The following is a 16,221-nucleotide window of genomic DNA, read 5'->3' on the forward strand; positions in this document are numbered from 1 at the left end:
GAGTCATCCCGACAAGCAAGAAATAGCGTTAAAACAGCGTCAGTCTTTGTGATCGTCAATCACTGCTAACAACAATTTAGCTGTGCCAAAAAGCAAACCGCACACCAGTAACCAACTGATTATCAGATACAGGCGATTAGGGAATTTAGCTTCCTGCGGTAACTGCGGCGAGCTGATGATCGACAACATTTTTAACTTTCTAGCCGCATCAACACGGGTCTTTTCAATGGATGTCAGGGTTAGTTTGTAGATATCCGTGTCGAACAGCACTTTGGCTTTTATCTCTTCAAAATCCACCGCCATACGATTCAGCTTGTGGCCATCAGGTGCGGTGATTTTGCTTTTTTCGTTATCAATCTGTGTGGAAAGCGATTTGAGTGCATTTTTTGCACTGACAACCTGAGGGGCATCCTCACGAAGGTATGTCATCAAATTACGCAGTTCTGCTTCCATCTGAATACGCTGACTCACCAAGGTATTGACCAAATTAGTTGCGGCTAAAGCCTGAGCCTCAGGATCCAGTACGTTATTGCTGTTTTGATAGCTAAGGAGCTCAGCTTTACTGCTGTTCAGACGTTTCCGCGCGGCTTGCATTTCATTTTCGGCGAACTGTAACTGCTCACGCGCAATATGGTGCGAAATCTCATTAATAAAGCGTTCGGACTCTTTCAAAATGGCCTGATTGAACTGTTGGGCAAACTCCGCTGAAAACCCTTGCGTCCCAATCGTCAGTAGCCCCGTTTTGTCGTCATACGCCACAGAAATACGATCACGATAATAGTTAAGAAATTGCTCTCGGGTCGCATTGCTAGGCAAATGATAGAAAAAATCCCAACCGCTTTGACCGAAAGCCTGACGAAAATTAAGTTGTTTATCGAGAACACCCAACATATCAGGTGAGTTAATGTATTCTTTCAAATATAAGGCATCTTCCGCGGAACTTGGGTTACCGGCACCGAGCAACAAGCCCACATTCAAATTACTGCCACTCACATCATTAGACTGTTTGATAGCGACTTTAGACTCACTCAAGTAACGTGGCTGGCTAAAAAGAAGTAGATAGAGCATTAGCAGCGTCATCGGTATCAGGATCATAATCTTGCCTAGATGACGCTGCACGCAGGACAGATTTAAATATGATGTCCGCACATGTTTCAGCGTATTCCCTGTGACTGACCAAATTAATTTTACTTTTTCAAACAGCATGGATTTCATCATTTTTATTTGTTCGGCATTTCTCTATCGCATTTAATGCACTAACCAGCATAAAAAACTGAGAATATATTTACCACGACTTATCTCGCGTGAATTGTTTTTCAGACATACATACAAGGTTAAATCACCTATAAATTTCTGTAGAGAATCTTTTAATAGCCATTGAAATTAGTTATTTTATTTCAGCAATTACAAGCAGATGCAAGAAAGAAAAAAACACATATATTTCCAATGGATAGGCATGAACCGAGAAGCTGACTAGTATAGAAAGAATGCATATCCAACACCAATTAAATAAATGTTACCAAATGTAAAATTAACTTATTTAATAAAAATTTAACAGAGCAATATTATAAGAAATATCTCATCTTATAATGGTATTATTCTTTAAAATCAAACCAATAAATAAAGCCATTTTAGTTAAAAATAGAAGTTCGGTATTTCAATGTATGAATATTCCTACAAATAATAATTTATAATATTGTTATGTGAATAAATATTCTCGAAATAGGGAAGGAATAATTAGAGTAAAACACTTATAACTTAAATATAGCTTATGAATAACGGTCTTTATTAAGTCGCTTATTTTATTAAAAAGATAAAATTGTACGATTTAACATCATTAATGGGGCCTAATTATCCATATATAGACATAGAGGGTAGACATAGAGGATAGGCATTGAAAGTGCGGGGAGTGAACATGAATATAATGCCATCCAACTTGATAACCGTATCAAGTTGGATTATTCGGCATGATGGCTAGAAAATTTTTACTCAAATACCCCAGTCGATAAGTATCTATCACCACGGTCACAAATGATCGCCACTATCACCGCCCCTGGGTTCAACGCAGCCACTTGCAGCGCACCGGCCACCGCGCCACCGGAACTGACGCCACAGAAGATACCCTCTTCAGTCGCCAACCGTCGCATCGTCTGCTCCGCTGAGATCTGAGTGATATCCAATACCTGATCGACTAATTCGGGGCGGAATATGCCTGGCATATATTCAGGTGACCAACGCCTGATCCCTGGAATACTACTGCCTTCCGCCGGCTGTAAGCCGATAATGCTGACGTTCGGGTTTTGGCTTTTCAGATACTGGCTCACACCGGTAATGGTGCCCGTCGTCCCCATGCTCGAGACAAAATGGCTCACCTTCCCCGCGCTCTGCTGCCAGATCTCTGGCCCCGTGCCGGTAAAATGGGCGTAAGGGTTATCCACGTTATTAAATTGATCGAGCACTTTGCCCTGTCCATTGGCCTGCATCATCAATGCCTGATCGCGTGCGCCTTCCATGCCTTGCTCGCGGCTCACCAAGATCAGCTCCGCACCATAGGCACGCATCGCCGCCTGACGTTCTTGGCTCATGTTCTCTGGCATCAGTAACTTCAGTTGATACCCTTTCAGGGCCGCGATCATCGCCAGCGCAATGCCAGTATTCCCGCTGGTCGCCTCGATTAATACATCACCCGGTGCAATTTCACCGCGCAATTCAGCCTGTTGGATCATGGCGAGCGCCGCGCGGTCTTTAACCGAGCCAGCCGGATTGTTGCCTTCCAGTTTGACCCATATCTCGGCATCCAGCCCTTGGCTTAGGCGTTGCAGTTTTATCAGTGGTGTATTGCCGATGCAGTGTTCGAGGGTTGTCACGTTAATTTACCTATTACGCCCCAGCGCGCTGATGTCGTCGCGTTGTTTGCCACGCCAAGCACTGGGACTAGATTCTATATTCACAAATAAAAAGGTGGCCATTAGGCCACCTCTATTTGCCACTTGCAGAAAAACTTATCAGGCGCTTTGCGCTAACGCAATGGGTTGCAATAATTGATCGCCAGAATATAAGCGGGCGTTCAATCCCCCGACGTAGTAGCGATTGCCGCGTACAGGTGCATCGATATTGCCTTCAGGCAAGACGACACTGATCGGATCTTGATGCCAACCAATAGGTTGTACGGTTAACTGCCAGAAGTGGCCCCGAGGGCTAACTTCAAGCACTTGAACCGGTAATGGGCAACGATCACTCGATTGCGTGCTGACTTCCATCTCCCAGGGTCGCAGGAATAAATCCACGCTACCTTGGTGCATTGGCGCTAAATCTAGTGGCCAGTGGTGGGCGCCGATAAACAACTGTGAGCCACGGATTTCACCGCTCAGGCGATTCACTTCACCAAGGAATTCCAAGACAAAGCGCGTTGCTGGGTCGCGCCACACTTCATCAGGTGTCCCGACTTGCTCAATATTCCCCTGACTCATCACCACCACACGATCAGCCACTTCCATCGCTTCTTCCTGATCATGGGTCACGAATACGCTAGTAAACTTCAATTCATCGTGCAGTTGGCGTAACCAGCGGCGTAGCTCTTTACGCACTTGTGCATCCAACGCGCCGAAAGGCTCGTCTAACAACAGAATTTGAGGTTCAACCGCCAACGCACGCGCTAACGCGACGCGCTGTTTCTGGCCGCCTGAAAGCTGTGAGGGATAACGATTAGCCAGATGGCCTAGTTGGACCATCTCCAGCAGTTGCGCCACTTTCTGCTTAATCGCAGCAGCATTCGGACGCTCACGGCGCGGTAACACCGTCAGGCCAAAAGCAATATTATCGAACACGGTCATATGGCGGAATAATGCGTAATGTTGGAACACAAAACCCACACGCCGATCACGAGCATGCAAGCGGCTAACATCCGTACCATGGAAACTTAACCGCCCCGCGTTTTGGTTTTCCAGCCCTGCAATAATGCGCAGTAAAGTGGTTTTCCCCGAACCGGACGGGCCGAGCAGCGCCACCATCTGGCCAGAAGGAATATCAAGCTGGATGTTGTTCAGTACCTTGGTACGACCAAAATACTTGCTGATATTATCAATCTCAATGCTCATGCTTTTGCTCCTGTTCGAGACGAACAACCTGACGCGCTAAACGCCATTGCAGGCCGCTTTTCAGAAAAAGGGTCACTATCGCCATCAGCGTTAATAGTGCAGCGGCCGTAAAGGCCCCCGCAGTATTGTAATCCTGATGCAACAGCTCAACTTGCAGCGGCAAGGTGTAAGTCTCGCCACGAATAGAACCGGATACCACAGATACCGCGCCAAACTCACCAATCGCTCGGGCGTTGGTCAACACCACGCCATACAGCAGCGCCCAGCGAATATTCGGTAACGTCACGCGGCGGAACATTTGCCAGCCAGAGGCACCGAGCAACACGGCGGCTTCATCTTCCTGACTGCCCTGACTCATCATCACGGGCACCAATTCACGCACCACAAACGGACAAGTCACAAAGATAGTCACCAGCACCATACCGGGCCAAGAGAACATCAGTTGAATATCGTGCGAGTCCAACCAACCACCGACTACACCGTTCGAGCCGTAAAACAGCAGATACATCAAACCTGCCACCACCGGCGAAACCGCAAACGGAATATCAATCAGCGTCATCAACAATTGACGGCCAGGGAAGACAAAGCGTGTCACTAGCCAAGCCAGTACCACCCCAAACACCAAATTCACTGGAACCGTAATCAGCGCCACCAAGACCGTGAGCCAAATGGCATGCAGCATATCGGGATCAGATAAGTTCTGCCCCACCACCTCAATCCCTTTCGAGAATGCAGTGATAAAGATCCACACCATCGGGATCACCAGCAGTAAAAACGAGAATATTGCGCCGATAGCAATCAGGGTCCATTTCCCCCAATTGACCGGTGGGCGGGCTACGCCGTTGAACTCGGTAATATCCGCCATCAGTGACCGCCTATCCGCCGACCAAAGCGGCTTTGTAACGTGTTAATACCAAACAGCAGCACCAGTGAAACGGCCAAAATAACCGAGGCAATGGCGCTGGCCGCGGGGTAATCAAATTCCTGCAAACGGATGAAAATCATCAGCGAGGTCACTTCGGTTTTCCACGCGATGTTACCGGCGATAAAAATGACGGCACCGAACTCACCCAAGCTGCGCGTGAAGGACAACGCGGTACCGGCAAGCAGTGCCGGAGCCAGTTCTGGCATCACCACCAGACGGAAACTCTGCCAACGGCTCGCGCCTAAGGTTTCAGCCGCCTCTTCATATTCTGGTCCCAGCTCTTCTAACACTGGCTGCACGGTACGAACCACAAACGGCAGGCTAGTAAATGCCATCGCCACCGCGATCCCTAACCACGTGAACGAAACTTTGATACCTAATTCGTTTAGCCACGCACCGTACCAGCCGGTGGTGGAAAACAAGGTCGCCAGCGTTAAACCTGCGACGGCTGTCGGTAAGGCGAAAGGAAGATCCATCAGGCCATCAAGCACACTGCGACCGGGGAATTGATAGCGGGTCAAAATCCACGCCATCAACATGCCAAAGACGGCATTAAAGACACTCGCTACGCCCGCGGCCAACAAGGTCACTTTATAAGCAGCGACCACCTGAGGATTGGTTATCACCTCCCAGTACTGCGCCCAACTCATCTGTGCGACCTGCATCACTAACGCGCTAAGCGGGAGTAATAAGATCAGGCAGGTGTAAAGCAGGCTGCTCCCGAGACTGAGGGTAAAACCGGGCAGAACCCGTTTACTGGATGCCGACAACATTACTGATGCCCTTCCGCTAACAATTTATCCAGCACACCGCCTGTAGCGAAATGAGTCGTCATCACTTCTGGCCAGCTACCGAACTGCTCTTCAACTCGGAATAATTTGGTTTCAGGGAACTGGGATTTGGCTGCTTCCATCGCCGCTTTATCATTAACGCGGTAGTTGAAGCTGGTGATCACCTGCTGCGCCTCTGGGCTGTAGAGATAGTTGAGGTAAGCTTTGGCCGCTTTTTCAGTGCCATTCTTCTCCACATTTTTGTCTACCCACGCCACAGGGAACTCCGCCAGAATATCGACCGGTGGGACAATAACTTCGTATTTGTCGCTGCCATATTCTTTACGGATATTATTCACTTCAGATTCGAAACTGATCAGCACATCACCTAAGCCGCGCTCAACGAACGTGGTGGTTGCACCACGACCGCCAGTATCAAATACCTCGACGTTACCCAAGAAGCGTTTCATCCAGTCACGGGTTTTCGCTTCATCCTTACCATTGGCTTGTTGCGTCGCACCCCAAGCCGCCAAATAGGTATAACGGCCATTGCCTGAGGTTTTAGGATTCGGGAACACCAGTTTCACGTCTTCACGCACTAAGTCATCCCAACTGTGGATATTCTTTGGATTGCCTTTGCGCACCAAGAAAGCCATGGTGGAGTAGAAAGGTGAACTGTTATTCGGCAGACGAGCTTGCCAGTCAGCGGGGATAAGATTGCCGCGATCGTGCAGAATTTGCACATCGGTCACTTGGTTATATGTCACCACGTCAGCTTTCAAGCCTTGCAAGATAGCTAACGCCTGCTTAGAAGAGCCGGCATGGGATTGCTTGATAGTCAGTTTGTCGCCAGGATTTTGTTGCTCCCACTGTTTCTCAAAACCCGGATTCAGTGCAGTGAACAACTCGCGAGAAACATCGTAAGAACTGTTCAGCAACTCAGTCGCAGAAGCCGTTGCGCTACCGAAGATTAGCGCGCTTAATAAGGCAACACGGGTCCACCCATTCGTCTTCACTGAAGTATGTTTCATTCTGCACCTTATTCACTGAGTTCATCCGGCAGGTATGTCATTCTTGATTAACCATGCCCTTAATATCTTCAGTGTATTTATAACTAGGCGCATACCTATAACGCTTTTATATACCGTTTAGTGATGTGCAAGTATCAAATGCTCTAAGCCAGTCACAACGCAGTTTGCCAGCGAATCGTTTTACCCTGCTCTCACTTTGCCCTTCCCTAAAAATGGAAAAAGCCCAGCCGACCTGCACTGGGCGATAAAAAACGGCCTTAATTTACTTTTGCGTGACGACATCGGTGTTGTTTGGTGCGATAGCTCCACTGAATGGCTTACCATCGATAGCATCGACCATGCGTAAACCAGATGGGCGTACCCAGCGCTGTACACGGGATGGCATATCAAAACCAATCAATAGAATCACGACGAATGTCAGGCTGAACGAGAGCGATCCTAGTGCCGTACCGAGGCTAAGGTGCTGAGCAATCGACGCCCCAAGAATCGGTGCTAGCGCGCCGCCCAAGGCACCCACGTTGTAGGTAAAGCCCAAACCTGCCGCTCGCTGTTCAGTATCGAAATAACCGCCCAACAGTTTGGGCAGCAACCCCGCAATCCCCTGCCCTAACATCTGTTGTAGGAACAGCAAACCGCCGAGGAACAAGATACTGCTGCCTTGGATCGCAAACAGAGGAATGATCAATAATTGCGAAATCAGCAAGCTGGTCACGTAGGCTTTGCGAGTGCCTAACCAATCGCCGAGGAAGCCCCCAACGCAGCAACCCACCGCAGCGCCAAATCCGCTGAAGAACAACACATTGCCGACCGTGTGCGGGTCATAACCCAGATCCATTTTCAGATAAGTGGGCAGCAATGCCTGAATCGGCCATGAATAGAGGAAGGCGCAAAATACCACCACCATCAACATCACGCCGGTCGGCCAACGATCGCCGCTGGTTTGAATCATAAAGTAGACAAAAATAGCGGCACAAAGAATCCCAAGGATCACAATGACGGGAGTCGATACCATACCGGTGAAGCAGGCGTAAAGCGCCGCCGCAGCAAAGATAGTGAGGCCAATATTCAGGTAACTGAGTTGGCTGCGGTACAGGATATCCACCATGTTAAGGCTTTTGGTTTGCTTAGACTGCTGCTGACTTTGGGCTTTTTCCCAATCTTCCGCTTCTGGCAGATTTTTACGCAGCCACAAAGCAAAGATAATTGGCAACAATCCAATGTAGAAAAGCATGCGCCAGCCAAAGGCAGGAACGACAAAGCTATAGGCTTGAGCCGCTAATACCGCGCCGATAGAGAAACCCGAAATCAGGAAACCACTGGCTTTGTTACGCATGTGCTTAGGCCAGCTTTCCATGACATAGGTAGAACTGGAGCCATACTCCCCCGCCATCCCAATGCCAATCACCAATCGGGCGATAAACAAGGTGGTGTAACCCGGCGCTAAGCCGCAGGCGAGTGTTCCGAAGGAAAACAGCACGATACTGGTGATCATCGCCAATTTTCGGCCATAACGGTCACCCATAGCCCCGAGTACCAATCCCCCGAACCAACGCGAGATAAAGGCCGCTGAAATCAGGCTCGTGGCTTGAATCAGTGTCAGACCAAATTCTTGCTTAATATCAGTCAACACCAGCGTAATCAGAACAAAATCGAAACCATCCAGGGCGTAACCGATCCAGGCGGCAATAAATGCCTTCCATTGCGCAGGGGTTAGCTGCTTGTACCAACGCAATGGCTTGTCTCCTTGAGACTCTACTGATGTGCTCATATCGTCGCTCTCTCCACCACCAGCAAAGCTCACTGGCAGAAACTGTTTTCCTCGCGGCAGGTATAACCACAGTAACCAACTGTTTCAAATCATATAATCGGTTACTACCCGATGGTTCTCGCCACATTTATATTTATGTGGTTTAACTCCATATAAAAATACACAAAGGAGTAAAACTCCATTTGAGTGTATAAGATTAGTTCGCTAATACAATCACAATGTGTTTAAAACGTGACAAAGATGGCGAAATGCTAATGTGCGGCAGAGAAGCAACAGGATAACGGGGTTTTCCCCCCCGCTGACGGAATATCTCCGCAGCGGTCGCGAGGAATTACAGTAGGAAATGTATTACCGGTCATCCATTTTGGCTGACCGCTTGGGTGGTTTTACGCTTAATACTTTCGGCCTGCGCCGGATCAGCTTTAACCAGCAGCGCGTAGATCAGATCCAGCACAAACAGTTGCGCGATTTTGGTGCCGATAGAGTCCCCTTGCAACTGACCCTGACGGTTACCGTTAATCAATACATAGTCAGCCAATTCTGTAATGGTTGACCCCATATTGTGAGTCAATGCCACCGTAGTGGCTCCCGCTTGTTTAGCCAGTTTCAAAGCATGTACTGTTTCAGCCGAGGTGCCCGAGTGGCTAATCCCCATGGCGACATCACCGGGGCGCATCAAAGAGGCTTGCATATACATGAAATGGTTATTTGTCGCCGCATCAACCCGCAGCCCGATACGCATTAATTTACCTTTGGCATCTTCCGCCGTAATACCTGAAGAACCCACGCCAAAAATGCAGATTCGGTCAGCGGGGCGCAATAATTTCACCACCTGCTCAACACTCTCAAGAGACAGCAGATTTAACGTTTCAGATAACACATTATTGATGGCCGATTGTAATTTAGTGCCGATCGCCAGTGCATCATCCCCTTCTTGCACATCCGCATCCAATAGGCTGTTTTCATCGTGATGGCGGGTCGCCACCTCAATGGCCAGATCCATTTTGAAGTCCTGAAACCCTTTGTAACCCAGTGTTCGACAGAAGCGAATAATGGTGGCTTCACCGGCCTGCGTCTGCGAGGAAAGATCAGCAATGGACAATTGGGTCACTTTGGCGGGTTCCGCCAGAATATAGGCGGCAATTCGTTGAGCTGAACGTGTCAGGCTGTTTTGCATCGCACCCAAGGCATCAAGAATTTTACCTGGCTTAAAACGGGGAGCACCAGTTTTCACGTGGACACCTCAAGGGAAAGAGAATTGATGAACAGGGGACATATCTGGGGCGCATCATTACATAGTTGGCTCATTTCGTGAAGAAAAATGGCGATATTGTGCGAAATGCATTCCATAAAAAATGCATAAAAAACCCCGGGGGGCCGGGGAAGATGTCAAAGGTCACAGACGTTTTTATTATCGAAAGATCATTGCGAAGCTGGGCCATGCAATAAGCTGTGGTGCACTTTGACCACCACTTTCTTGATCGCCCCCGACCCCGTAATCTGGCAGCCTGGTTTGTGTGGTTCACCGGGTAAAAAGACGGCAAACATTCCCGGCAACATGCGTAACTGGCTTTTATCAGGAATATCGGCGATGAGTTGGTAGTCATCCTCCGCATGATAAGGCTCGAGATGCTCGGTTGGGGTTAAGGTTGAATATTCGATGCCTTCAATGCCGCTGATGAGCAGTTGGACATCCGCATAAGTGCGATGCATCTCTGCTTTCTTGCTCTCAGCCGGTTGGGTATCAAACGCCATCACATTCATAAAAAGCAGCTCGCCATCAATTTCATGACGACCGTAGCTAAGTTCTGCCAAGGGTTGTTTAGCCAAATACGCTAACACCCACTGAAGGCGAGCAGGTAACCCATCAAAAAATGCCGTTTGTGATAATGAACCACTGATCATACTTGCCTCTATTTTTAATCGTCATTATTCGCCCTAGCGCGATTGGCTTAGGTTCAGGAACGAAGGGTTTCTTTGGCCCAGAGAGCCGCCCCCAGTAAACCACTGTCCTGCCGATGAGATGCCTCTTGCACTGGCACGCGATATATTTCCGGCAGCATTTTTTGTGCGCCAATGACGCGCTCCAAATACCCGACCGCCAGCCCGACACTGCCACCCAAAATCACAACTTCCAGATCCAATGCCATTTTCATATCTGCCAGCATCAAGGCGATTGCCGTCGCCGAGCGGCTGATAATGTTTTCCGCCTGTGCATGACCAAGTTGCGCCATTTCAAACACTTTGGCGGCGGTAACTGGCTGCTTCCAGCCCAAGGTTTCAGTCCCGATGGCCGTACCTGATGCTACACTTTCAACACATCCTCGGCGGCCGCAACCACACAAGGGGCCATGAGGGTCCGCCAGTGTATGTCCGATATGACCTGCTAATCCGTGATTGCCGACTAACAGCTTTTTATTCAATATGATGCCGCCACCGACACCGGTTGATACAGTCACAAACATCATGTTATTCACATCACGCTGATCACTTAAAGCCTGATACTCAGCCCAAGCGGCAGCTTGCCCATCATTAAGTAGCACGCAAGGTAAGTCCGTCATCGACTGGATGCAGTCTTGCAATGGGAAATCAGCCAGCCCGCCGAGATTGGCTGGATTCAGTGCCGTCAAACGGCCACCACTGATAATGCCCGTTGAGGCGACCGCAATATAATCCACCAAATGTCGATAAGGGAGAATCAAGCTTTCCAGTGCGAGAGCTAATTGCTCTGCACCTCCCCGTGGCGTCGCCACTTGTTGGCGTCCAATTAACATGCCACTTTCGGTGACCACTGCCGCAGCAATCTTTGTTCCACCAATATCCAGTGCTAACACTTTACCCATCTGGCCCCACCCTCACGCACCTGTCATCAATATTCTGCCGTTGACTATGGCAACTTTTCGGCCATAACTCCATTAATATTTCACAATTGGAGTTACACTCCGAAAAGACCGATAATTTCACTTTTTGGTCATTGCACCCTGCAAACAAAAGATCTAACATAACGGAGTAAAACTTCATTTAATTTTTAAGATCGGAGCATAAAACCGTGCGCAATCTGACTGCCAGTGACCCGACCATGAGTACCACCAGTGATCTTCGCCACAAGCTCCAAAATGGCCTGATCGCCTCTTGCCAACCCGTCTCAGGCAGCACCATGGACACGCCTGAGATTGTGGCGGCGATGGCGTGTGCGGCACTCGCTGGGGGCGCGGTTGGCCTGCGAGTTGAAGGCATCAACAATATACTGGCGGTGCGTCGAGTTACAGATGCACCGATTATCGGCATTATTAAACGTGATTTGCCCGATTCAGAAGTCAGAATTACGCCGTGGTTAGAAGATGTCGATGCGCTGAGTGCCGCCGGTGCTGACATCATTGCATTCGATGTTACTTGCCGTGCTCGTCCTGTCACGGTTGAAGCGTTATATCAGCGGGTAAGAGCAACTGGCCGCCTAGCGATGGCAGACGCTTCCAATCTTGAGGATGGGCTGTTAGCACACCGATTAGGTATCGATTTTATCGGCACAACCCTCTCTGGCTATACCCAAGATCCCGTTCCGACTGAGCCGGACTTGGCATTGGTGAAACAACTGGCCCAAGCCGGTTGTCGGGTGATTGCTGAAGGCCGCTATAATTCGCCTGCACTGGCAGCAGCCGCGATTTCAGCGGGTGCCTATGCCGTGACCGTCGGTTCGGCGATTACGCGTATAGAACATATTTGCGGTTGGTTCTGCGACGCTATCGAGCAACATGAAGCCGCAAAACTGACTGAATATTAATGACATTGATGATAATTGCACCCATTTGGGTGACCCACTCTCTCTGATGTTTAAGGATGCGTATGAAAAAGTTAACTGGTCTTATCGCAGCACCGCACACCCCCTTTGATGAGCAGGGTGAGGTCAACTACCCTGTGATTGACCAAATTGCCGAGCATCTGGTCAACGATGGCGTGAAAGGCGTCTATGTCTGCGGCACCACCGGCGAGGGCATTCATTGCTCGGTCGAAGAGCGCAAAAAAATTGCTGAACGCTGGGTCAAAGCGGCACAAGGCAAATTAAGTATTACCTTGCACACTGGCGCTCTGAGCATCAAAGATGCTGTCGATCTTTCGCGCCATGCGGAAACACTGGATATCTTCGCGACATCAGCCATCGGCCCCTGCTTCTTTAAACCGGGTAACCTCGATGACCTGATTGCCTATTGTCAGGCCATTGCGGATGCGGCACCGTCAAAAGGCTTCTATTACTACCACTCAGGGATGTCCGGTGTGAATTTGGATATGGAACAGTTCCTGATCAAAGCCGAATCCAAAATCCCGAACCTGTCAGGGATTAAATTCAATAATGCCGATTTGTATGAATTCCAGCGTTGCCTGCGGGTCAGCGGCGGTAAATTTGATATTCCATTTGGTGTGGATGAGCATCTACCCGGTGGGTTGGCGGTAGGCGCAATCGGTGCTGTCGGTAGTACCTATAACTATGCAGCTCATTTGTTCCACAAAATCATTGCTGATTTCAATGCTGGCAACCAAGTTGCGGTACAGCGTGGCATGGATCAAGTGATTGCACTGATCCGTGTGCTGGTCGAGTTTGGTGGTGTGGCGGCGGGTAAAGCTGCAATGCAGTTACACGGCATTGATGCGGGTAATCCACGTTTGCCGCTGCGCGCCTTGACGAAAGAGCAGAAACAGACTGTCGTGAACAGAATGCGTGACGCCATCTATTCTGCGTAATTAGGAAGCAAAGAGAGCAGAGAACAAATAAAGGCGGGCTTTTGGTTTGATACTGAGCCAGTGGCGGAGAGAACAGGCAGATCGTAAAGACGCCGTAAATACATCCTTGTAGGCTCGAGCCGCGCCATCCTTGGCGCGGACGCTTTACTCTTCTGCCTGTTCTCACCGTTCAAGATTGAGTCATCGCGGTTTGCCAGCAATCAAAGGCCAGTTATCTGGCCTTTCGCTATTAGCATGTAAAGTAACAGCGACAACGATAATTACAGCGACAACAATTTAGTCAGCGATGGGGCAAAGTAATAGCTGCCGGTCACCGGTTTGCTGAAACCGAGTAATAAGTCATGCTTACCATCTACTGAGCCAAACATGCTCAATAATTGCTGCTCGATATTGTGCAAGCGCGCGCAATAAGCGATGAAGTACAGGCCATGTTTGCCACTGGCTTTACCGTAAGGCAGGCTTTGGCGCAAAATTTTCAGCCCTTTGCCATTCTCTTTCAGATCGACTCGGCTAACGTGGGAGGTATCAGGGCGTTGATCAGATGACAATTCTTGGCTGTCGTGCTTGGTACGGCCAACAATTTGTTCCTGCTTATGCTCAGGGATGCGCTGCCATTTTCTCAGATCATGCTCATAGCGCTGAACTAAAACGTAACTGCCACCAGCATCTTCTTCGCCATCGGCAATCACCGCCACTTCTGGCCGACTGTCGCCTTGCGGGTTCTCGGTGCCATCAATAAAGCCGGTAAAATCACGTTCTTCAACCCAGCGGAAACCGTGTGTTTCTTCTTCAACCGCGATGGCATCACCAAAAGCAGCAAGCGCCGCTTGCGCTAAGGTAAAATTAATATCCTGACGCAGTGATTGAATATGAATTAATAAATCGCGTTGTGTCGCAGGAGCGATCATTGGTGCTTTACCCAATGGTACAAAAGGCTTCAATTCTTTCGCGCCCTGCCCGTTGGATAAATCGTGCCAAATATCAGAACCAAACGCGATAACAGCCCCTAAATGTTCATTCGGAAATTGTTGCTGCAACTCTTGCAATGAATGGCAGAACTTTTTGCATCCCTGACGAATTGCATCAAATTCACCCTGCACTTTTGCTTCCATGAATATGGCAAAACGACAATGCTCCAACAAAATGCCACTCTGTACTTGAGTCATTTTTTTCCTCACTAAAAAACCGTAGTAATACCGAATGTTTACCCAAATTAATTGGCGTAAAGGCTGAGCAGCAGCGGCTGCGGCTAACGATGCTGTGGCGCCAAGTTAGGAGCGTATAATAGCTGATGCGATTAAAATAACCTTGCGTCAACGCAAAATAAAATTGAGCTAAGTAATATGGCATCAGAATATGATTAAAGCGCTAGGAAAATAGCGCCTTAATAGGAGAGTTATTGAGAAGATAATAATATTTATTCGCTTTTGGCGCGCCAGATAATCTTACTCACCTTCCAACTCTGCAAGGAATCATCCGCTGGCATTAAACCTTCTGGACCATGCCAGTCACCGGTAAATAAATAGCTCACATGTTTGCTCTCTGGTGCAGCACATTCTATTTGCGCGGCATCATCGCCCGTCCCTTTACGGCAAGCACCAAATGCTTTTTGATATAAATCACTAAAGGGGGTGCCAATCTTGACGCCCCATTGGCTTGGGATGGTGGCATCCATAACATCGATACGTTCTACCGTCCCTTTGGCTTGGCCGGATATCACCAGCTTAATTTGGTCATCTTTCATCGCCTGATAGAAAGAGACTAATTTGCCATCATTGGTCGCCATCCCACTGCGTAACCGAAAATCACCTTTCAGTCCCGCTTTGATGTCATTTTCTACCAGTGGCGTGCTGGCGGTAATGCCGCCGACACCTTGATCAGTCACTTGCATACTGCTGCTACTGCCACTAAACCAGTTAAGCGGAGACAAACTTGACCAAGAAAAACCGGACATGCTTGAACACCCAGCCAGCACCAAAGGGGCTCCCAGTAACAACAACCGCACCCCAGACAACCGTGGGCGAATATTCATCAAACGCTCCTTAAAAAAGCACTGCGTCCAATCCGTTTTGCTGCGAAAAGCGCATCACAGCAACATCTGCATGGGCAGTGAGAAAATGATAACCAGTGGTTGGAGTCCTGAGCGGCGAAAAAGTGCCATCGCTAAGTGATGCATTGCACGTGACCACGGGTTTGCAGTGCGACTAATTTACTGCGCTCGTCTGGTGAAAGCCACTCACGGTGCTTGATATAGCGCAACTGAATCCCCATTTATTCAGCGAGTTTTGGTGTAACAACCTGCCTTAACGAGAATTTGGGCTACGCTTGAGTACCGTAGCGATTTTATCGTTTCCTGTTTCAGTCGTTATTATTCATTCATTGAAGGAGCAATATGATGAAGAAATTCACTTTAGCAGCCACACTGATGATGTTATGCAGTGCCCCCCTGTTGGCCCATAGCGCCACTGATACAACAAAGGGCGGCTTTGATGGCCCAGCCACCACGCAAACTCAGCCTGCAACTCAGGGCGGATTTACCGGCCCTAGCGTTTCAAATACCACCGTTGATAAAGTTAAAGAGATGCGAGATGACACCCGCGTGACCTTGCAAGGGAATATCGTCGAGCGTTTAGGCCACGATACTTATACTTTCCGCGACAGTACCGGCACCATTACGGTGGATATCGATAGTAAACGTTGGCAGGGCCAAACCATCACGCCACAAGATAAAGTTCAAATTGAGGGGAAAGTCGATAAGGACTGGAACTCAGTAGAAGTGGATGTGAAAAAGATTACTAAAGTTCAATAAGTTGTCACTTAATCTGCTTGAACCCCAAGGCCAGTCGGGGTTCAAGCAAGCAAACGCATCCCGATGAGCTGACACTCGTCAGTG

General features: G+C 48.8%; 15 protein-coding genes. 3 read left to right on the forward strand and 12 right to left on the reverse strand.

The window, feature by feature from the left end; genetic code table 11:
- Positions 1-39: 39 nt before the first annotated feature.
- From BN68_RS15325 to BN68_RS15370, 10 genes are all read right to left on the reverse strand, one after another.
- Positions 40-1,095: a capsule biosynthesis protein gene (locus tag BN68_RS15325; RefSeq protein WP_391592301.1), complete on the reverse strand. Its 1,056-nt coding sequence runs from the start codon at positions 1,093-1,095 to the stop codon at positions 40-42.
- Positions 1,096-1,985: 890 nt separating this feature from the next.
- Complete coding sequence (gene cysM / locus BN68_RS15330; RefSeq protein ID WP_019212044.1) at positions 1,986-2,867, reverse strand: cysteine synthase CysM; 882 nt, start codon at positions 2,865-2,867, stop codon at positions 1,986-1,988.
- 138 nt (positions 2,868-3,005) lie between these two features.
- Positions 3,006-4,097 (reverse strand): sulfate/thiosulfate ABC transporter ATP-binding protein CysA, encoded by a 1,092-nt coding sequence (gene cysA, locus BN68_RS15335; protein ID WP_019212045.1) that lies wholly within the window; start codon positions 4,095-4,097, stop codon positions 3,006-3,008.
- Complete coding sequence (gene cysW / locus BN68_RS15340; RefSeq protein ID WP_019212046.1) at positions 4,087-4,962, reverse strand: sulfate/thiosulfate ABC transporter permease CysW; 876 nt, start codon at positions 4,960-4,962, stop codon at positions 4,087-4,089. Before cysW ends, cysA begins: the two co-directional genes overlap by 11 nt.
- Positions 4,962-5,795 carry a sulfate/thiosulfate ABC transporter permease CysT gene (gene cysT / locus BN68_RS15345; protein ID WP_019212047.1) on the reverse strand — a complete coding sequence of 278 codons (834 nt, stop codon included), beginning with the start codon at positions 5,793-5,795 and terminating at the stop codon, positions 4,962-4,964. Before cysT ends, cysW begins: the two co-directional genes overlap by 1 nt.
- On the reverse strand, positions 5,795-6,823 hold the full coding sequence (locus BN68_RS15350) for a sulfate ABC transporter substrate-binding protein (protein WP_019212048.1): 1,029 nt from the start codon (positions 6,821-6,823) through the stop codon (positions 5,795-5,797). The genes cysT and BN68_RS15350 overlap by 1 nt, the downstream gene beginning before the upstream one ends.
- Positions 6,824-7,085: 262 nt before the next feature.
- Positions 7,086-8,591 (reverse strand): MFS transporter, encoded by a 1,506-nt coding sequence (locus BN68_RS15355; protein ID WP_019212049.1) that lies wholly within the window; start codon positions 8,589-8,591, stop codon positions 7,086-7,088.
- A 355-nt stretch (positions 8,592-8,946) separates the two neighbouring features.
- On the reverse strand, positions 8,947-9,768 hold the full coding sequence (locus BN68_RS15360; protein ID WP_240912964.1) for a MurR/RpiR family transcriptional regulator: 822 nt from the start codon (positions 9,766-9,768) through the stop codon (positions 8,947-8,949).
- A gap of 245 nt (positions 9,769-10,013) precedes the next feature.
- Positions 10,014-10,496, reverse strand: a complete 483-nt coding sequence (gene nanQ / locus BN68_RS15365; protein WP_019212051.1) for an N-acetylneuraminate anomerase — start codon at positions 10,494-10,496, stop codon at positions 10,014-10,016.
- A gap of 53 nt (positions 10,497-10,549) precedes the next feature.
- Positions 10,550-11,434, reverse strand: a complete 885-nt coding sequence (locus BN68_RS15370) for an N-acetylmannosamine kinase (protein WP_019212052.1) — start codon at positions 11,432-11,434, stop codon at positions 10,550-10,552.
- Between the two features lie 236 nt (positions 11,435-11,670).
- Between BN68_RS15370 and BN68_RS15375 the strand changes: the two genes are divergently transcribed.
- Both BN68_RS15375 and BN68_RS15380 read left to right on the forward strand, forming a co-directional pair.
- A complete protein-coding gene (locus BN68_RS15375; protein ID WP_071822464.1) occupies positions 11,671-12,372 on the forward strand; it encodes an N-acetylmannosamine-6-phosphate 2-epimerase in 702 nt (233 codons plus the stop codon).
- Positions 12,373-12,434: 62 nt separating this feature from the next.
- Positions 12,435-13,328, forward strand: a complete 894-nt coding sequence (locus BN68_RS15380; RefSeq protein WP_019212054.1) for a dihydrodipicolinate synthase family protein — start codon at positions 12,435-12,437, stop codon at positions 13,326-13,328.
- Positions 13,329-13,588: 260 nt separating this feature from the next.
- On the opposite strand, the gene BN68_RS15385 is transcribed toward BN68_RS15380, so the two are convergent.
- Positions 13,589-14,494, reverse strand: coding sequence for a Dyp-type peroxidase (locus BN68_RS15385; protein WP_019212055.1), 906 nt, complete (start codon positions 14,492-14,494; stop codon positions 13,589-13,591).
- A 251-nt stretch (positions 14,495-14,745) separates the two neighbouring features.
- Entirely contained in the window at positions 14,746-15,360 is a 615-nt protein-coding gene (locus BN68_RS15390; RefSeq protein ID WP_019212056.1) for an RpoE-regulated lipoprotein, read from the reverse strand.
- Between the two features lie 363 nt (positions 15,361-15,723).
- Between BN68_RS15390 and BN68_RS15395 the strand changes: the two genes are divergently transcribed.
- On the forward strand, positions 15,724-16,137 hold the full coding sequence (locus BN68_RS15395) for a YgiW/YdeI family stress tolerance OB fold protein (RefSeq protein WP_019212058.1): 414 nt from the start codon (positions 15,724-15,726) through the stop codon (positions 16,135-16,137).
- Positions 16,138-16,221: the final 84 nt, after the last annotated feature.

This window comes from Yersinia massiliensis CCUG 53443 (assembly GCF_000312485.1).
GTDB lineage: Bacteria > Pseudomonadota > Gammaproteobacteria > Enterobacterales > Enterobacteriaceae > Yersinia > Yersinia massiliensis.

Excerpts from the sequence above, each read along its gene's own strand:
- BN68_RS15325 (WP_391592301.1), bottom strand. The coding sequence starts at position 1,095 with ATGATCCTGATACCGATGACGCTGCTAATGCTCTATCTACTTCTTTTT.
- cysA (WP_019212045.1), bottom strand. The coding sequence starts at position 4,097 with ATGAGCATTGAGATTGATAATATCAGCAAGTATTTTGGTCGTACCAAG.
- cysW (WP_019212046.1), bottom strand. The coding sequence starts at position 4,962 with ATGGCGGATATTACCGAGTTCAACGGCGTAGCCCGCCCACCGGTCAAT.
- cysT (WP_019212047.1), bottom strand. The coding sequence starts at position 5,795 with ATGTTGTCGGCATCCAGTAAACGGGTTCTGCCCGGTTTTACCCTCAGT.
- BN68_RS15350 (WP_019212048.1), bottom strand. The coding sequence starts at position 6,823 with ATGAAACATACTTCAGTGAAGACGAATGGGTGGACCCGTGTTGCCTTA.
- BN68_RS15355 (WP_019212049.1), bottom strand. The coding sequence starts at position 8,591 with ATGAGCACATCAGTAGAGTCTCAAGGAGACAAGCCATTGCGTTGGTAC.
- BN68_RS15360 (WP_240912964.1), bottom strand. The coding sequence starts at position 9,768 with ATGCAAAACAGCCTGACACGTTCAGCTCAACGAATTGCCGCCTATATT.
- nanQ (WP_019212051.1), bottom strand. The coding sequence starts at position 10,496 with ATGATCAGTGGTTCATTATCACAAACGGCATTTTTTGATGGGTTACCT.
- BN68_RS15370 (WP_019212052.1), bottom strand. The coding sequence starts at position 11,434 with ATGGGTAAAGTGTTAGCACTGGATATTGGTGGAACAAAGATTGCTGCG.
- BN68_RS15375 (WP_071822464.1), top strand. The coding sequence starts at position 11,671 with ATGAGTACCACCAGTGATCTTCGCCACAAGCTCCAAAATGGCCTGATC.
- BN68_RS15380 (WP_019212054.1), top strand. The coding sequence starts at position 12,435 with ATGAAAAAGTTAACTGGTCTTATCGCAGCACCGCACACCCCCTTTGAT.
- BN68_RS15385 (WP_019212055.1), bottom strand. The coding sequence starts at position 14,494 with ATGACTCAAGTACAGAGTGGCATTTTGTTGGAGCATTGTCGTTTTGCC.
- BN68_RS15390 (WP_019212056.1), bottom strand. The coding sequence starts at position 15,360 with ATGAATATTCGCCCACGGTTGTCTGGGGTGCGGTTGTTGTTACTGGGA.
- BN68_RS15395 (WP_019212058.1), top strand. The coding sequence starts at position 15,724 with ATGAAGAAATTCACTTTAGCAGCCACACTGATGATGTTATGCAGTGCC.